Here is a 15,427-nt window from a genome sequence, read left to right on the forward strand (position 1 = left end):
CCTCTGGGAGAGGGTTAGGGTGAGGGTGAAACTACCGCTTATTACCCACCGCTCTTCTGCGCTTGTCCAAATCCTTAATCAACCTGTTCACCCCGTCATCGGCAAACATCGCCTCAAGCGTGGTGGACAGTTTGCGTCGCCAGTTTTTGTATTGATAGCTGGTGCCGGGGATGTTTACCGGCTCCGCCATATCAATCCAGTCTTCCGGTTGCAGACCGAGCAATGCGCTGTTGCTGTCGGCAATATAGCGCTGTAAGCCACGATTAAGCGTTGGCGTCATCGACATCAGCGACGCCTTATGCCCGGCGCGCTTCGGCAGACAGCCATGCTTATGCAGCGCGTCCAGCAGCCCCTGTTTCGCCAGCTCGCGATCCTGATACAACCCGCGCAGCACCTCTTCATCCGGGTAGAGACCTAACGTTTTGCCGAGCGTCAGGTCGCCGCTTTCCCAGTAGCCTCTGAGCGTAGGAAGATCATGCGTCGTCGCGACTGCCATTGACTGTTCAGGGTACGCTTTCGGCGCGCGGAAGGTTTTCTCATGGTCGTTTTCAAAATACAGCACTTTGTAGGAGTAGACGCCGCTGTCGCGGAGCTTACTGACAATTTCCACCGGCACGGTTCCGAGATCTTCGCCAATCACCATGCACTGATGACGTTTACTCTCCAGCGCGAGGATTGAGAGCAAATCGTCCACCGGATATTGCACGTACGCCCCGTGGTCAGCCGTTTCACCGTACGGGATCCACCACAGGCGCAGCACGGACATCACGTGGTCGATACGCAACGCGCCGCAGTTCTGCATGTTAGCGCGCAGCAGGTCGATAAACGGCTCGTAGGCACGCGCCGCCATCACGTGCGGATCCATTGGCGGTAAGCCCCAGTTCTGACCAAGCGGGCCCAGAATATCCGGCGGCGCACCGACGGAGGCTTTCAGACAGTAAAGTTCACGGTCACACCAGGTCTCCGCCCCACCTTCCGCCACGCCGACGGCCAGATCGCGATACAGACCGATCGGCATGTTATAGCCCTGGCTCACCTGCCAGCAGGCAGCAAACTGGCTGTACGCCAGCCACTGCAACCAGAGATAGAAATCCACCTCGTCGGCATGCGTCTCACAGAACGCCTTCACTTCCGGGGTATCCACGGACTGATACGCTTCCGGCCATACCGGCCAGCCCCAGCGCATCTCATCCTCCTGGACCTGATACGCATGCAACGCATCAAACGCTGCCTGCCAGTAAAGGCTCTCACCTTCCTGCATCACAAACTGGCGGAAGGCTGCCATCTGCTCGTCGTCACGCTTCGCAAAGCCCTTCCATGCCAGACGCAGCGCCGCCATTTTCAGCGCGGTCACGGAGGCATAATCGACCCAGTCCGCATCGCGGGCCTGTTTCAGCATCTGTTGGGTGGTCTCAAGCTTCCACCACGCCTGCGCCTCTTTGCTGTTTTTGAAATCGTCTAACGCGTTAACGTCGATATAAATCACGTTCAGCCAACGACGGGACGACGGGCTGTACGGGCTGGCGCTTTCCGGGTTGGCCGGATAGAGGGCGTGGATCGGGTTGAGGCCGATGAACGCGCCGCCGCGCTCGCCCACGGATGCCAGCATCTTTTTCAGGTCGCCAAAATCGCCAATGCCCCAGTTGCTGTCCGAACGCAGGGTATAGAGCTGCACGCAGGCGCCCCACAGCTTTTTGCCTTCAAGCAGCGCCTGCGGCTCATAGCAACGCTTTGGCGCCACGATCACCCGACAATGAAAACGCTGGTCGTCCCGGGTAAGCGTAAGCGTGTGGTAGCCCTCCGGCAGCTTCGCCGGAAGGTTAAGGGTTTTGCCGCCTGTGGCATGGCCTTTGTGCTGATGCCCCTCTTCGGTGGTGAGCAGCCAGCTGAACTCGCCGCGCCCTTCCACCGCCAGCGGCATCTTTTTGCCCGCGGTAAAGACCTTCACGTTCGGCACCGGCGCACCCGACGCTTTCGCGTCGGTTTTGTGCATGGCATCCAGCAAACGTCTTTTGGTGTCCGCACCAATAGACTGCGGTTTGCCGTGCGCATTGATGTAACTGAGGCTAATTCCCGCCGCCTGCGCGGCACTGTCCAGACGTTTACTCTCCATCGCGCTTCCTTAGCGTTTTGCCTGCCAGATACGAGCCTGATAATCACGGATTGAGCGGTCAGAACTGAACATACCGCAGCGCGCGGTGTTCAGGATACACGCGCGGGTCCAGGCATCCGGGTCGCGATACAGCACGTCGACCTGCTTCTGCGCTTCAACATAAGCCGAGAAGTCAGCCATCACCAGGTACGGGTCGCCGCCCTGTTTGTCCATGCTGTGCAGCATCTGGTCAAACGCGTGCTTGTCGCCGTCGCTGTACTTCCCGCTTTCCAGCTCTTTGAGCACCGCATCCAGCACTTTGTCTTTTTTACGCCATTTCACCGGGTCGTACCCTTTGGCTTTGATGGCTTTCACTTCTTCAACAGTATGGCCGAAGATAAAGATGTTCTCTTCGCCGACCTTCTCGGCAATTTCGACGTTCGCACCGTCCAGCGTGCCGACGGTCAGCGCACCGTTCAGGGCCAGCTTCATGTTGCCGGTACCGGACGCTTCTTTACCGGCGGTAGAGATCTGCTCGGAAATATCCGCCGCCGGGATCAGCATTTCAGCCGCAGAAACGCAGTAGTCCGGCAGGAACACCACCTTCAGCTTGTCGCCCACTTTCGGATCGTTGTTGATCGCCGCCGCCACTTTATTAATGGCGAGGATAATGTTTTTCGCCAGGTAGTAGCCCGGCGCCGCTTTCGCACCGAACAGGAACACGCGCGGAACGCGGTCGGCCTGTGGATTCTCGCGGATCTCTTTATACAGCGCCAGAATGTGCAGCAGGTTCAGGTGCTGACGTTTGTACTCGTGCAGGCGTTTGATCTGGATATCGAAAATCGCATTTGGGTTGATCTCAATTCCGGTGCGCATTTTCACGAACTCAGCCAGACGAACCTTGTTCTCCAGCTTAATGGCGCGGTACTGCTCGCGGAACTTCGCGTTGTCGGCCTGTTTTTCCAGGTTGATGAGCTGGTCCAGGTCGTTGGCCCACTCTTTCTTCAGGGTTTTGTCCAGCAGGCCGGCCAGCAGCGGGTTGCACTGCTTGATCCAGCGACGCGGCGTGATGCCGTTGGTCACGTTGTGGAACTTGGTCGGCCACAGCTGGTGATATTCCGGGAACAGATCTTTGACCACCAGATCCGAGTGCAGCGCCGCCACGCCGTTAACGGCAAAGCCGCTCACCACGCACATGTTCGCCATACGCACCTGTTTGTCGTGCACCACCGCCAGCTTCGCCCAGACGGCTTTGTCGCCCGGCCAGGTTTTCTCCACCAGCGTTTTGAACTGGTCGTTAATCTTATTGATGATCTGCATATGGCGCGGCAGCAGCGTTTTCACCAGCTTCTCATCCCAGCACTCCAGCGCTTCCGGCATCAGGGTGTGGTTGGTGTAGGCGAAGGTGCGGCTGGTGATGGCCCAGGCGTCGTCCCAGCTCAGCTGATGCTCGTCGATCAGCACGCGCAGCAGTTCCGGGATGGCAATGGTCGGATGCGTATCGTTAAGCTGAATAACTTCGAAGTCCGGCAGTTGAGCCAGCTTGCGGCCCGCCAGGTGGTGTCGACGCAGAATGTCCGCCACGGAGCAGGCGCACTGGAAGTACTGCTGCATCAGACGCAGCTTTTTACCCGCCAGATGATTATCGTTCGGATAGAGGACTTTAGTCAGCTTCTCGGCGTCGATCCCCTGCTGCTCGGCGCGCAGGAAGTCACCGTCGTTGAATTTGGTCAGGTTAAACGGATGCGCGTGCTTCGCCTGCCACAGACGCAGCGGCTGCGCCACGCCGTTACGGTAGCCGAGTACCGGCAGGTCCCAGGCTTCACCGGTAATGGTGAACGCCGGTTCCCAGAGTCCCTGCTTCGTGACTTTCCCGCCAATCCCGACCTGCACATCCAGCTGCGCGTTGTGGCGGAACCACGGATAGGTATTGCGGTGCCAGTCGTCCGGCGCTTCCATCTGATGGCCGTCGGCAAATGACTGACGGAACAGGCCGTACTGATAGTTCAGGCCATAGCCAATCGCCGACTGGCCCACCGTTGCCATGGAATCCAGGAAGCAGGCTGCCAGACGTCCCAGACCGCCGTTACCCAGCGCCGGGTCAACCTCTTCTTCCAGCAGATCGGTCAGGTTGATGTCGTGTTCTTTCAGCACGTCACCGACCTCCTGATACCAGCCAAGGTTCAGCAGATTGTTACCCGTCAGACGGCCAATGAGGAACTCCATCGAAATGTAGTTGACGTGACGCTGGCCTTTCACAGGCTTCGCCACAGGCTGAGCGTCCAGCTGTTCTGCGAGCGCCCCGCTCACCGCCTGCCACCACTGGTGAGGCGTCATCTCGTTTGCAGCATGAAGGCCAAAACGCTGCCACTGACGCGTCAGGGCAGCCTGAAATTGAGCTTTGTTGAAAGTAGGCTGTGACATAGGGAATCGGCATCCTGTAGAGAGAAAACACATTTGGCGCTAGTGTGCCTGGCTCATTGCGCCTCTTCCTCCTCCTGTCGGGGATTAGGCAGGGAGGAGTAGCGGGGATGAGCATAAAAGTGTGATCGAGGCCACTGTGTAAGTGTGCGCTTCGCGGAAAAAGCGATCCCGGAAGAACGTCAAAGAAATGAAATGCAGTTTCGGAAGAAATTAATCATCGCTGAAATGATTACTTACGTAGAATAATATTTCCGCGCGTCGGGATTATTCAGCACCACTATTAAGCCCATGCAACTTTCCCCAAAGTTAATTAACTTCACCGTCATTATCTCTTTCTGAAACCAGTTTCAGCGCAACCGAGCGTCATGCAGACAAGCCAGAAGCAGCGCGGCATCCAGCCATTTACGGAAAGTTCCATCAGTGATGAGAATGTTTTGTGACAGAGTGCAAATTCAGAGCCTCCAAACCCAGACATAACTTGCAATAGTTCCTCTATTGGCCGAACTTATAGATATTAATTACGAAGCGCAAAAAAATAAATTCTCTCGTTCCCCACAGTGAAGTGAAAACTATGTTGATTCCGTCCAAATTAAGTCGCCCGGTTCGTCTTGACCATACTGTGGTCCGCGAGCGCCTGCTGGCTAAACTTTCCGGTGCGCATAATTTCCGACTGGCGCTGGTTACGAGTCCTGCGGGTTATGGAAAAACAACGCTCATTTCGCAATGGGCGGCAGGTAAAAGCGATCTTGGCTGGTACTCCCTGGATGAAGGTGATAACCAGCAGGAGCGTTTTGCCAGCTATTTAATTGCCGCGATTCAGCAGGCGACCAACGGACACTGCGTCACCAGCGAGGTGATGGTGCAAAAGCGCCAGTACGCCAGCCTGTCCTCTCTTTTCTCTCAGCTGTTTATCGAGCTGGCCGAATGGCATCGCCCGCTGTATGTGGTGATTGATGATTATCATCTGATCACCAACCCGGTTATTCACGAGTCCATGCGTTTCTTCCTGCGCCATCAGCCGGAAAACCTGACGCTGGTTGTCCTGTCGCGTAACCTTCCGCAGTTGGGCATTGCCAACCTGCGGGTGCGCGATCAGCTTCTGGAAATCGGCAGTCAGCAACTGGCCTTTACTCATCAGGAAGCGAAGCAGTTCTTTGACTGCCGTCTGACGTCTCCGATTGAGGCGTCTGAAAGCAGCCGCCTGTGCGATGACGTTGCCGGCTGGGCCACGGCGCTTCAGCTGATTGCCCTCTCCGCGCGGCAAAACAACAGCCCGACGCATCAGTCCGCACGCCGCCTGGCGGGCATCAACGCCAGCCACCTGTCGGATTATCTGGTGGATGAGGTACTCGACAGCGTTGACCTCTCCACCCGCCATTTCCTGCTGAAAAGCTCCCTGCTGCGTTCCATGAACGATGCGCTGATTGTGCGCGTCACCGGTATTGAAAACGGGCAGCTCCAGCTCGAAGAGATTGAACGTCAGGGTCTGTTCCTGACGCGCATGGACGATCACGGCGAATGGTTTAGCTACCATCCGCTGTTTGGCAGCTTCCTGCGCCAGCGTTGCCAGTGGGAACTGGCCGCAGAGCTGCCTGACATTCACCGCGCCGCCGCCGAAAGCTGGATGGCGCAAGGTTTCCCGAGCGAGGCTATCCACCATGCGCTGGCCGCCGGGGATGCCGGTATGCTGCGCGATATTCTGCTCAACCACGCGTGGGGACTGTTCAACCACAGCGAACTGACGCTGCTGGAAGAGTCGTTAAAAGCGCTGCCGTGGGAAAGCCTGCTGGAGAATCCGCGTCTGGTGCTGCTCCAGGCCTGGCTGATGCAGAGCCAGCATCGCTACAGCGAAGTGAACACCCTACTGGCGCGCGCCGAGCAGGAGATGGAAAGCGAGATGGATACCACCCTGCACGGCGAATTTAACGCCCTGCGCGCACAGGTGGCGATTAACGACGGGGACCCGGATGAAGCTGAACGGCTGGCGATGGTCGCGCTGGATGAGCTGCCGCTGGCGAATTTTTACAGCCGTATTGTGGCCACCTCGGTACACGGCGAAGTGCTGCACTGTAAGGGCGATCTCACGCGTTCGCTTTCACTCATGCAGCAAACCGAACAGATGGCGCGCCGCCACGATGTCTGGCATTACGCCCTGTGGAGCCTGATTCAGCAAAGCGAGATTTTATTTGCTCAGGGGTTTCTGCAAGCAGCCTGGGAAAACCAGGAGAAAGCGTTCCAGCTGATCCGTGAACAACATCTGGAACAGCTGCCGATGCACGAGTTCCTGTTGCGTATTCGCGCTCAGCTGCTGTGGGCATGGTCGCGTCTGGATGAAGCAGAAAGCTGCGCCCGCCAGGGTCTGAATGTCCTTTCGAGCTTCCAGCCGCAGCAGCAGCTCCAGTGTCTGGCTCTGCTGGTGCAGTGCTCGCTGGCACGCGGCGACCTGGATAATGCCCGTAACCACCTTAACCGCCTGGAAAATCTGCTCGGCAACGGACAGTACCATAGCGACTGGGTCTCCAACGCCGATAAGGTCAGGGTGATTTACTGGCAGATGACCGGCGATAAAAAGTCCGCCGCCAACTGGCTGCGTCACACGCCTAAACCGGAATTTGCCAATAACCACTTCCTGCAAAGCCAGTGGCGCAATATTGCCCGCGTGCAGATCCTGCTGGGTGACTTTGAGCCTGCCGAGATCGTGCTGGAAGAGTTAAACGAAAACGCCCGCAGCCTGCGCCTGATGAGCGATTTAAACCGCAACCTGCTGCTGTTAAACCAGCTTTACTGGCAGGCAGGACGTAAAAACGATGCCCAGCGCGTACTGCTGGAAGCGTTGCAGCTGGCGAACCGCACCGGGTTTATCAGCCACTTTGTGATTGAGGGTGAAGTGATGGCCCAGCAGCTGCGCCAGCTGATTCAACTCAACACACTGCCGGAACTCGATCAGCATCGCGCCCAGCGCATTCTGCGCGAGATTAACCAGCATCATCGCCACAAGTTTGCGCACTTCGATGAGAACTTTGTTGAACGTCTGCTGAACCATCCGGAAGTGCCGGAGCTTATCCGTACCAGCCCGCTCACCCAGCGTGAATGGCAGGTGCTGGGGCTGATCTATTCAGGCTACAGCAACGAGCAGATTGCCGGTGAGCTGGCGGTGGCGGCGACCACCATCAAAACGCACATTCGCAATCTGTATCAGAAGCTGGGCGTGGCGCACCGTCAGGATGCGGTGCAGCATGCGCAGCAGCTGTTGAAGATGATGGGGTACGGAGTGTAAATCCTTTGCGGTCTGATGCCCTCACCCCGGCCCTCTCCCACAGGGCTGAGGGATCCCCAGTAATATGGTCATGCCACCATGACCATATTACTGTACTCTTTTCCCAGCTTTTTCATCTCGTTACCTATATTCAGTCGCCTTACTTTATCAGGCTCATGCCGGATCACTTCTTCTGCCAGACTCAGGTAGGACAGAACCCGTTTATGCCTGACGCTGCTTGCCTGATAGTGCCTGTGTAAGCACTGTCTTTCGGCCCTGTAGCCTGCCAGCCACATCACCAGACTTGCCATCGCCGCCACCATATTCAGTACTTCCAGTCGTCCTTTTCCCTGGCTCCGGCTCAGCCTCAGACCGAACCCGAAGCGCGGACTCTTGTCGTCCCGGAAGTTTTGTTCTATCTGCATTCTGCGGCTGTACAGCGCCATTATCTGGTGTGGCTCCAGACTTTCTGCATTACTGAACAGCAGCCACGGCTCCCGTGCGCTGCTGCGGTGTTCCCGCTGTGTTTTTGGCATTCCGCCCTTTCCATGACGCCCTGCTTCCGGGCGCCTGTGCAGATAAAACCGTCCGTAACAGGGCGTACGTGGTTTACGGGACAGGACACCGTGCCCCACGCAGACCGGTTGCCCGGAGGCCTCAAGCTCGCTGATTTTCATCCACTTTTTTTCTCCGTCCAGCCGGAAGCTGATGCAGCCCCTGACCCTGCCGGTAAAGCTCCAGCCCAGCTGGCTGACATGCCGGAACCAGTCTGTTCTGAAGCCGGCATCCGTAATGACGGTGACGGCTTTATCTTTCGGGATGGCATCATGGAGGCGGTCAAGGAAGCGACACTGTACATCGCTGTTCTGCGCCAGCTCTGCGGGAACCACCTCACTCATAAGAGGAAGTGAACGACCATTACAGAGCAGGCTTGCCCGCAGAAGATGCCAGTTCCTGTCATGCCAGCCTGTCCAGTCGACAGCGATAACACAGAAGGGCATCACGGAGGTGATGGCATGTGTGAGGTGGTGCTGAATACGGGGAATATCACGCTGGAGAGCGGTATTGCCCAGGGCACGGTCAACCCGTTTAATTTTATTTTTGACGTGCGCCCTGCCGGGCAGGGTTCGTCCCAGGCTGGTCAGGGTCAGTCTGGCGCCGTGGGTGAGGGCAACAGCCATGGAAACAAGGACATTAACCCGAAAGCTGTGAATGTCCGGTAAAGACGCGGAGAAAAATTTCTGGCAGACTGTCTGTAAAGGCACGATGAGGTCTCTTCTGATTTGTTAGCGCAACCAGTAGATCACACTTCATCGTGCTTTTCATTTTTCTGGGGAACCCTCAGCCCACAGGGAGAGGGAGAATGGCATCTCAACATAACTCTAACTGCAAATTATTATCTTTAATCACCTGCATCACGCCCGCCGGTGGCATCACATCAGTATAAACCGCATCCACCATGCTGATGCTGCCCATGTTCACCATCGCGTTACGACCAAACTTGGAGTGATCCACCACCAGCATTACGTGGCGTGAGTTCTCAATGATCGCGCGCTTGGTGCGCACCTCGTGGTAATCAAACTCCAGCAGCGAGCCGTCGGTGTCGATGCCGCTGATCCCCAGAATGCCGAAATCGAGGCGAAACTGAGAGATAAAATCGAGCGTCGCTTCGCCGATAATGCCCCCGTCGCGGCTGCGCAGTTCGCCGCCCGCGAGGATGATGCGGAAATCGTCTTTCTGCATCAACGTGTTGGCCACGTTCAGGTTGTTGGTCACCACGCGGAGGTTCTCGTGGTTCAGCAGCGCATGGGCGACCGCTTCCGGCGTGGTACCGATATCAATAAACAGCGTCGCGCCGTTCGGGATCTGGCTCGCCACTTTACGGGCGATACGCTCTTTCTCTGCCGTTTGCGTCGCCTTACGGTCATGCCATGAGGTGTTCACCGAGCTGGACGGCAGCGCGGCGCCGCCGTGGTGACGCAGAATACGGTTCTGATCGGCCAGGTCGTTGAGGTCACGACGGATGGTTTGCGGGCTAACGGCAAACTGCTCCACCAGCTCTTCAGTACTGACGTATCCCTGTTTTTTTACCAGTTCGATAATGGCGTCATGACGTTGTGTTTGTTTCATGAAATATCCCTGGGAATTATGTTCGCTTTCGCGCATGGAGCGTATCGGCCAACGCCATCGCCAGCCCGACCGCCAGGCCGGTAACGTGCGCACCATTGGCGATAGACATACCAAACAGATCAAACCATCCGGCAATAAGCCATATTAACGCAAAGGTTATTAATCCACGTTGTAAATAGATGCCGCTATCCGGGTCGCGCTCGCCTCTGAGCCAGGCGTAACCCATCAGGGCGTACACCACGCCGGATAACCCGCCGAACCATGGACCGCTGAATTTATGCTGCACGTAGCCGCTTAACAGGGCGCTGATAAGGGTGATCACAATCAGCTTGCCGCTGCCGAGCCGCTTCTCCACCGCCCCGCCGAGATACCACCACCACAGCAGGTTAAAGAGGATATGCATCACCGAGAAGTGCATCAGCGCATGCGTGAAGTAGCGCCAGACGTCAAATTGCAGGGAGGGATCGTACGGCCATGCGAGGGCAATCATCACGCTCTGGTCACCCACCACGCTCATAATAATGAAGACGATGATGCAGGCTACCATTAAAAGCAGCGTAAACGGTCCTGCGCGCTCGCGGAGGGTGGCGAGAAACGGAAAACGTTGATAGTGCAGGCCACTGCCGGTCTGGCCGGATTGCCAGCTTGCCGCCAGATAACGCGGGTCGCCCGGGTTTTCCAGGAAACGCGCCAGCTCGGCGTTCACGCGCCCAGCCTGGCTTTCGTCTGCCAGCCAGACATCCGTCTGTGTATGCTGCTGAATAGTCAGGATAATGCCCTGCGTCGCCATATAGTCGACAAACGCCTGGGCGACGCGCGGGTTGCTAAAAGAGGTGATCATCAACATGGGCAGCGGTCGCTTATTTCCACACAAAAGGGGACAGTATAGCGGGATCAGCGCTCAAACGCGTATTCAACTTCTGCCGGGAAATGACGATGCCAGGCATCGAAGCCGCCATCGACGCTGTATACCGCCTCGTAACCCTGCTGGAGCAGATACTGCGCCGCGCCTTTACTGCTGTTGCCGTGATAGCACATCACCATCACCGGGGTATCGAAGTCGTTATCGCGCATAAACGCGCCCAGCGTGTCGTTGGTGAGATGGAACGCGCCCGGCGTGTGGCCCATCGCAAAGCTCTGCGGATCGCGGATATCCACCAGCACCGCTTTTCCCTGGTGCATCTTCTGGTGGGCTTCTTCTACGTTAATACATTCAAACTGATCCATGGTGTTCTCATCTTATATTCAGGTGTGGTGCGGTTTTCCCCTCACCCTACCCTCTCCTGGAGGGAGAGGGCTGGGGTGAGGGCATCAGACCGCACGATTTTACCCCGTAGTGTACGTCCTGGCGGCGGGTAAACGCCATTATGTTATCCATATCACTCTAAATTGTTTTTTTGATGTTACCAAAAGCGCGTTCCTTTGCTATTATGAGCGATATCGAACATTTTTGAGCTTTAACGAAAGTGCATGAGGGTGTTATGGAAACCAAAGATCTGATTGTGATAGGCGGTGGCATCAACGGTGCCGGTATTGCGGTTGATGCCGCAGGACGCGGTTTATCCGTGCTGATGCTGGAAGCTAACGATCTCGCCTGCGCGACGTCGTCCGCCAGCTCCAAGCTGATCCACGGTGGCCTGCGCTACCTGGAACACTACGAATTCCGCCTGGTCAGCGAAGCGCTGGCCGAACGCGAAGTGCTGCTGAAAATGGCCCCGCATCTGGCGATCCCGATGCGCTTCCGCCTGCCCCATCGCCCGCATCTGCGTCCGGCGTGGATGATCCGCATCGGTCTGTTTATGTACGATCATCTGGGTAAACGCACCAGCCTGCCGGGTTCAACCGGTTTGCGTTTTGGCTCAGAATCGGTCCTTAAGCCTGAAATCGTGCGCGGTTTCGAATATTCCGACTGCTGGGTGGACGATGCGCGTCTGGTACTGGCTAACGCGCAGATGGTCGAGAAGAAAGGCGGCGAGGTGAAAACCCGCACCCGCGCCACCGCCGCACGCCGCGAAAACGGCCTGTGGATTGTGGAAGCGGAAGACGTGGATACCGGCGAGAAGTTTAGCTGGAAAGCGCGCGGCCTGGTGAATGCCACCGGCCCGTGGGTGAAACAGTTCTTCGACGACGGCATGCACCTGCCTTCACCGTACGGCATCCGCCTGATTAAGGGCAGCCACATCGTGGTGCCGCGCGTGCATACCCAGAAACAGGCTTATATCCTGCAAAATGAAGACAAGCGCATTGTGTTTGTGATCCCGTGGATGGACGAGTTCTCCATCATCGGCACCACCGACGTGGAGTACAAAGGCGATCCGAAAAACGTTGAGATCGACGAGAGTGAAGTCAGCTACCTGTTGAAAGTGTACAACGCGCATTTTAAGAAACAGCTGGCGCGCGATGACGTGGTCTGGACCTACTCCGGCGTGCGTCCGCTGTGTGATGACGAGTCTGACTCACCGCAGGCCATCACCCGTGACTATACGCTTGATATTCACGACGTTGACGGTCAGGCGCCGCTGCTCTCCGTGTTTGGCGGTAAGCTCACCACCTACCGTAAACTGGCGGAGCACGCGCTGGAGAAACTGGCACCGTATTACAAAGGCATCGGCCCGGCGTGGACGAAAGGCGCCGTGCTGCCTGGCGGCGATATCGGCGATAACCGCGACGATTACGCCGCGAAGCTGCGTCGCCGCTTCCCGTTCATTACCGAAGGCATGGCGCGCCACTACGCCCGCACCTACGGCAGCAACACCGAACTATTCCTCGGCGACGCGAAAGAGATTGCCGATCTGGGCGAGCATTTTGGCCATGAGCTATACGAAGCCGAGCTGCGCTACCTGGTGGAACACGAGTGGGTGCGCCGTCTGGACGATGCCATCTGGCGTCGTACTAAAGAAGGGATGTGGCTGAATGCCGAGCAGCAGTCTCGCGTGGCGCAGTGGCTGGCGCAACATGCGGGAAAGCGTGAATTGTCGCTGGCGTCGTAATTGAAAAAAAGCCGGGTGTCGGCTCCGCCTTACCCGGCCTACTCGATCCCGTAGGCCCGGTAAGCGCAGCGCCACCGGGCTTTGTTTTTACAACCGCACCGGATCAATATGCCAGATATTCTCGGCATACTCTTTGATGGTCCTGTCTGACGAGAAGTAGCCCATGTTGGCGATGTTATGCATCGCGGTGCTGGTCCACTTCTCCTGCTGACGGTACAGTTCGTCCACCTTATCCTGACAATCCACGTAGCTGCGGTAATCCGCCAGCACCTGATAGTGATCGCCAAAGTTAATCAGCGAGTCCACCAGGTCACGATAGCGCCCAGGCTCCTCAGGGTTAAACACTCCGGTTGCGATTTGCGTCAGCACCTGGCGTAACTCTTCATCCTCTTCATAATACTCACGCGGCGAGTAGCCCTGCTTGCGTAGCGCCTCCACCTCTTCCGCCGTATTCCCGAAGATAAAGATATTCTCCGCGCCCACATGCTCCAGCATTTCGACATTTGCGCCGTCCAGCGTGCCGATAGTCAGCGCGCCGTTCAGGGCAAACTTCATGTTGCTGGTGCCGGATGCTTCCGTCCCCGCCGTGGAAATCTGCTCAGAGAGATCCGCCGCCGGAATAATCAGCTGCGCCAGGCTTACGCTGTAGTTCGGGATAAACACTACCTTCAGCTTATCGCCAATGTCCGGATCGTGGTTCACCACCTTCGCCACATCGTTGATGAGATGAATGATGTGCTTCGCCATGTAATACGCGGAGGCCGCCTTACCGGCAAAGATTTTCACACGCGGCACCCACTCCGCCGTCGGGTCAGCCTTAATGCGGTTGTAGTGGGTAATGACGTGCAGGACATTCATCAGCTGACGCTTGTACTCGTGGATACGTTTGATCTGCACGTCGAACAGCGCTTTCGGGTTCGCCACCACGTTCAGATGCATCGCCAGCCAGACCGCCAGACGCTTCTTGTTCAGCAGCTTGGCTTCCCGTACCGCTTTGTTCACCGTCGGGAAATCGATGTGCTGCTCAAGCTCGCTCAGCTGGCTCAAATCGGTGCGCCAGGTGCGGCCAATGTTCTCATCCAGAACGTCGGAGAGCGGCTGGTTCGCCAGCGCCAGCCAGCGGCGCGGGGTGACGCCGTTGGTCACGTTGCAGAAACGCGTCGGGAAGATCTTCGCGAAGTCCGCAAACAGCGACTGCACCATCAGGTTCGAATGCAGCTCTGATACGCCGTTGACCTTGTGGCTGATCACCACCGCCAGCCAGGCCATGCGTACGCGACGCCCGTTGGATTCATCAATGATCGAGGCGCGGCTCAGCAGACCGGTATCGTTCGGGTACTGCTCCTGCAAGGTCTTGAGGAAGTAGTCGTTGATCTCGAAGATGATTTGCAGATGGCGCGGCAGAATTTTGCCGAGCATATCCACCGGCCACGTCTCCAGCGCTTCACTCATCAGCGTATGGTTAGTGTACGAGAACACCTGGCAGGTTACTTCAAACGCGTCATCCCAGCTGAACTTATGCTCGTCAATCAGCAGGCGCATCAGCTCAGGGATCGACAGCACCGGATGGGTATCGTTGAGGTGAATAGCGGTTTTTTCCGCCAGATTCGCATAGGTTTTGTGCAGCTGATAGTGACGGCTAAGGATATCCTGAATCGTTGCCGAGACGAGGAAATACTCCTGACGCAGGCGCAGCTCGCGGCCTGAGTAGGTCGAGTCATCCGGATACAGGACGCGGGACACGTTCTCAGAGTGGTTTTTATCTTCCACCGCCGCGAAGTAGTCGCCCTGGTTGAATTTACCCAGGTTGATCTCGCTACTGGCCTGCGCGTTCCACAGGCGCAGCGTATTGGTCGCATCGGTGTCGTAGCCGGGGATGATCTGGTCGTAGGCCACGGCCAGGATCTCCTCGGTTTCCACCCAGCGGGATTTTTTACCTTCCTGCTGAATACGCCCGCCAAAACGCACCTTGTAGCGCGTGTTGTGGCGCTTGAACTCCCACGGGTTACCGTACTCCAGCCAGTAGTCCGGGGACTCTTTCTGACGGCCATCCACGATGTTCTGCTTGAACATGCCATAGTCGTAGCGAATACCGTAGCCGCGCCCGGGCAGCGCCAGCGTCGCCAGTGAATCGAGGAAGCAGGCGGCAAGACGCCCGAGACCACCGTTACCCAGCCCCGGGTCGTTCTCTTCGTCAATCAGCTCTTCTAAATCCAGCCCCATCTCTTCCAGTGCGTTTTTGACGTCGTCATAAATCCCGAGCGATAACAGCGCATTGGAGAGGGTGCGACCAATCAGAAACTCCATCGACAGGTAATACACCTGTCGCGTCTCCTGCGAAAGCTGGGCGCGGTTGGAGCGCAGCCAGCGTTCGACCATACGGTCGCGCACCGCAAACAGCGTGGCGTTCAGCCACTCATGTTTGTTGGCAATAACGGGATCTTTCCCAATGGTAAACATCAGCTTATAGGCGATGGAGTGTTTCAACGCCTCAACGCTGAGCGTGGGGGAAGAGTAGCTAAATGGAGCATTCAT

The 15,427-nt window shown here is 56.9% G+C and carries 9 protein-coding genes; 2 read left to right on the top strand and 7 right to left on the bottom strand.

Going from position 1 to position 15,427, the window contains the following annotated elements; genetic code table 11:
• Positions 1-31: 31 nt before the first annotated feature.
• Positions 32-2,113 (bottom strand): 4-alpha-glucanotransferase, encoded by a 2,082-nt coding sequence (gene malQ / locus O1724_RS21480; protein WP_023323831.1) that lies wholly within the window; start codon positions 2,111-2,113, stop codon positions 32-34.
• A gap of 9 nt (positions 2,114-2,122) precedes the next feature.
• Positions 2,123-4,516 carry a maltodextrin phosphorylase gene (gene malP, locus O1724_RS21485; protein ID WP_045336140.1) on the bottom strand — a complete coding sequence of 798 codons (2,394 nt, stop codon included), beginning with the start codon at positions 4,514-4,516 and terminating at the stop codon, positions 2,123-2,125.
• A gap of 571 nt (positions 4,517-5,087) precedes the next feature.
• Here malP and malT point away from each other — a divergent pair.
• Positions 5,088-7,793, top strand: coding sequence for an HTH-type transcriptional regulator MalT (gene malT / locus O1724_RS21490; RefSeq protein ID WP_003861595.1), 2,706 nt, complete (start codon positions 5,088-5,090; stop codon positions 7,791-7,793).
• Positions 7,794-7,861: 68 nt separating this feature from the next.
• Here malT and O1724_RS21495 read toward each other — a convergent pair whose 3' ends face one another.
• From O1724_RS21495 to glpE, 4 genes are all read right to left on the bottom strand, one after another.
• Positions 7,862-8,953: an IS4 family transposase gene (locus O1724_RS21495; protein ID WP_411320431.1), complete on the bottom strand. Its 1,092-nt coding sequence runs from the start codon at positions 8,951-8,953 to the stop codon at positions 7,862-7,864.
• A gap of 190 nt (positions 8,954-9,143) precedes the next feature.
• Complete coding sequence (locus O1724_RS21500) at positions 9,144-9,902, bottom strand: DeoR/GlpR family transcriptional regulator (RefSeq protein WP_003861593.1); 759 nt, start codon at positions 9,900-9,902, stop codon at positions 9,144-9,146.
• A gap of 16 nt (positions 9,903-9,918) precedes the next feature.
• Positions 9,919-10,749, bottom strand: a complete 831-nt coding sequence (glpG, locus tag O1724_RS21505) for a rhomboid family intramembrane serine protease GlpG (RefSeq protein ID WP_003861592.1) — start codon at positions 10,747-10,749, stop codon at positions 9,919-9,921.
• A 47-nt stretch (positions 10,750-10,796) separates the two neighbouring features.
• Positions 10,797-11,129 carry a thiosulfate sulfurtransferase GlpE gene (gene glpE, locus O1724_RS21510; protein ID WP_003861590.1) on the bottom strand — a complete coding sequence of 111 codons (333 nt, stop codon included), beginning with the start codon at positions 11,127-11,129 and terminating at the stop codon, positions 10,797-10,799.
• 254 nt (positions 11,130-11,383) lie between these two features.
• Here glpE and glpD point away from each other — a divergent pair, with 254 nt between their 5' ends.
• On the top strand, positions 11,384-12,892 hold the full coding sequence (gene glpD, locus O1724_RS21515; protein ID WP_023314965.1) for a glycerol-3-phosphate dehydrogenase: 1,509 nt from the start codon (positions 11,384-11,386) through the stop codon (positions 12,890-12,892).
• An 87-nt stretch (positions 12,893-12,979) separates the two neighbouring features.
• Here glpD and glgP read toward each other — a convergent pair whose 3' ends face one another.
• On the bottom strand, positions 12,980-15,427 hold the full coding sequence (gene glgP, locus O1724_RS21520; protein ID WP_023314966.1) for a glycogen phosphorylase: 2,448 nt from the start codon (positions 15,425-15,427) through the stop codon (positions 12,980-12,982).

Source organism: Enterobacter cloacae complex sp. HYC074_NIDB, from assembly GCF_056673345.1.

What these genes read in the sequence shown, in the direction of transcription:
- malQ (WP_023323831.1), bottom strand. Translation starts at nt 2,113, where the DNA reads ATGGAGAGTAAACGTCTGGACAGTGCCGCGCAGGCGGCGGGAATTAGC.
- malP (WP_045336140.1), bottom strand. Translation starts at nt 4,516, where the DNA reads ATGTCACAGCCTACTTTCAACAAAGCTCAATTTCAGGCTGCCCTGACG.
- malT (WP_003861595.1), top strand. Translation starts at nt 5,088, where the DNA reads ATGTTGATTCCGTCCAAATTAAGTCGCCCGGTTCGTCTTGACCATACT.
- O1724_RS21495 (WP_411320431.1), bottom strand. Translation starts at nt 8,953, where the DNA reads ATGGCTGTTGCCCTCACCCACGGCGCCAGACTGACCCTGACCAGCCTG.
- O1724_RS21500 (WP_003861593.1), bottom strand. Translation starts at nt 9,902, where the DNA reads ATGAAACAAACACAACGTCATGACGCCATTATCGAACTGGTAAAAAAA.
- glpG (WP_003861592.1), bottom strand. Translation starts at nt 10,749, where the DNA reads ATGTTGATGATCACCTCTTTTAGCAACCCGCGCGTCGCCCAGGCGTTT.
- glpE (WP_003861590.1), bottom strand. Translation starts at nt 11,129, where the DNA reads ATGGATCAGTTTGAATGTATTAACGTAGAAGAAGCCCACCAGAAGATG.
- glpD (WP_023314965.1), top strand. Translation starts at nt 11,384, where the DNA reads ATGGAAACCAAAGATCTGATTGTGATAGGCGGTGGCATCAACGGTGCC.
- glgP (WP_023314966.1), bottom strand. Translation starts at nt 15,427, where the DNA reads ATGAATGCTCCATTTAGCTACTCTTCCCCCACGCTCAGCGTTGAGGCG.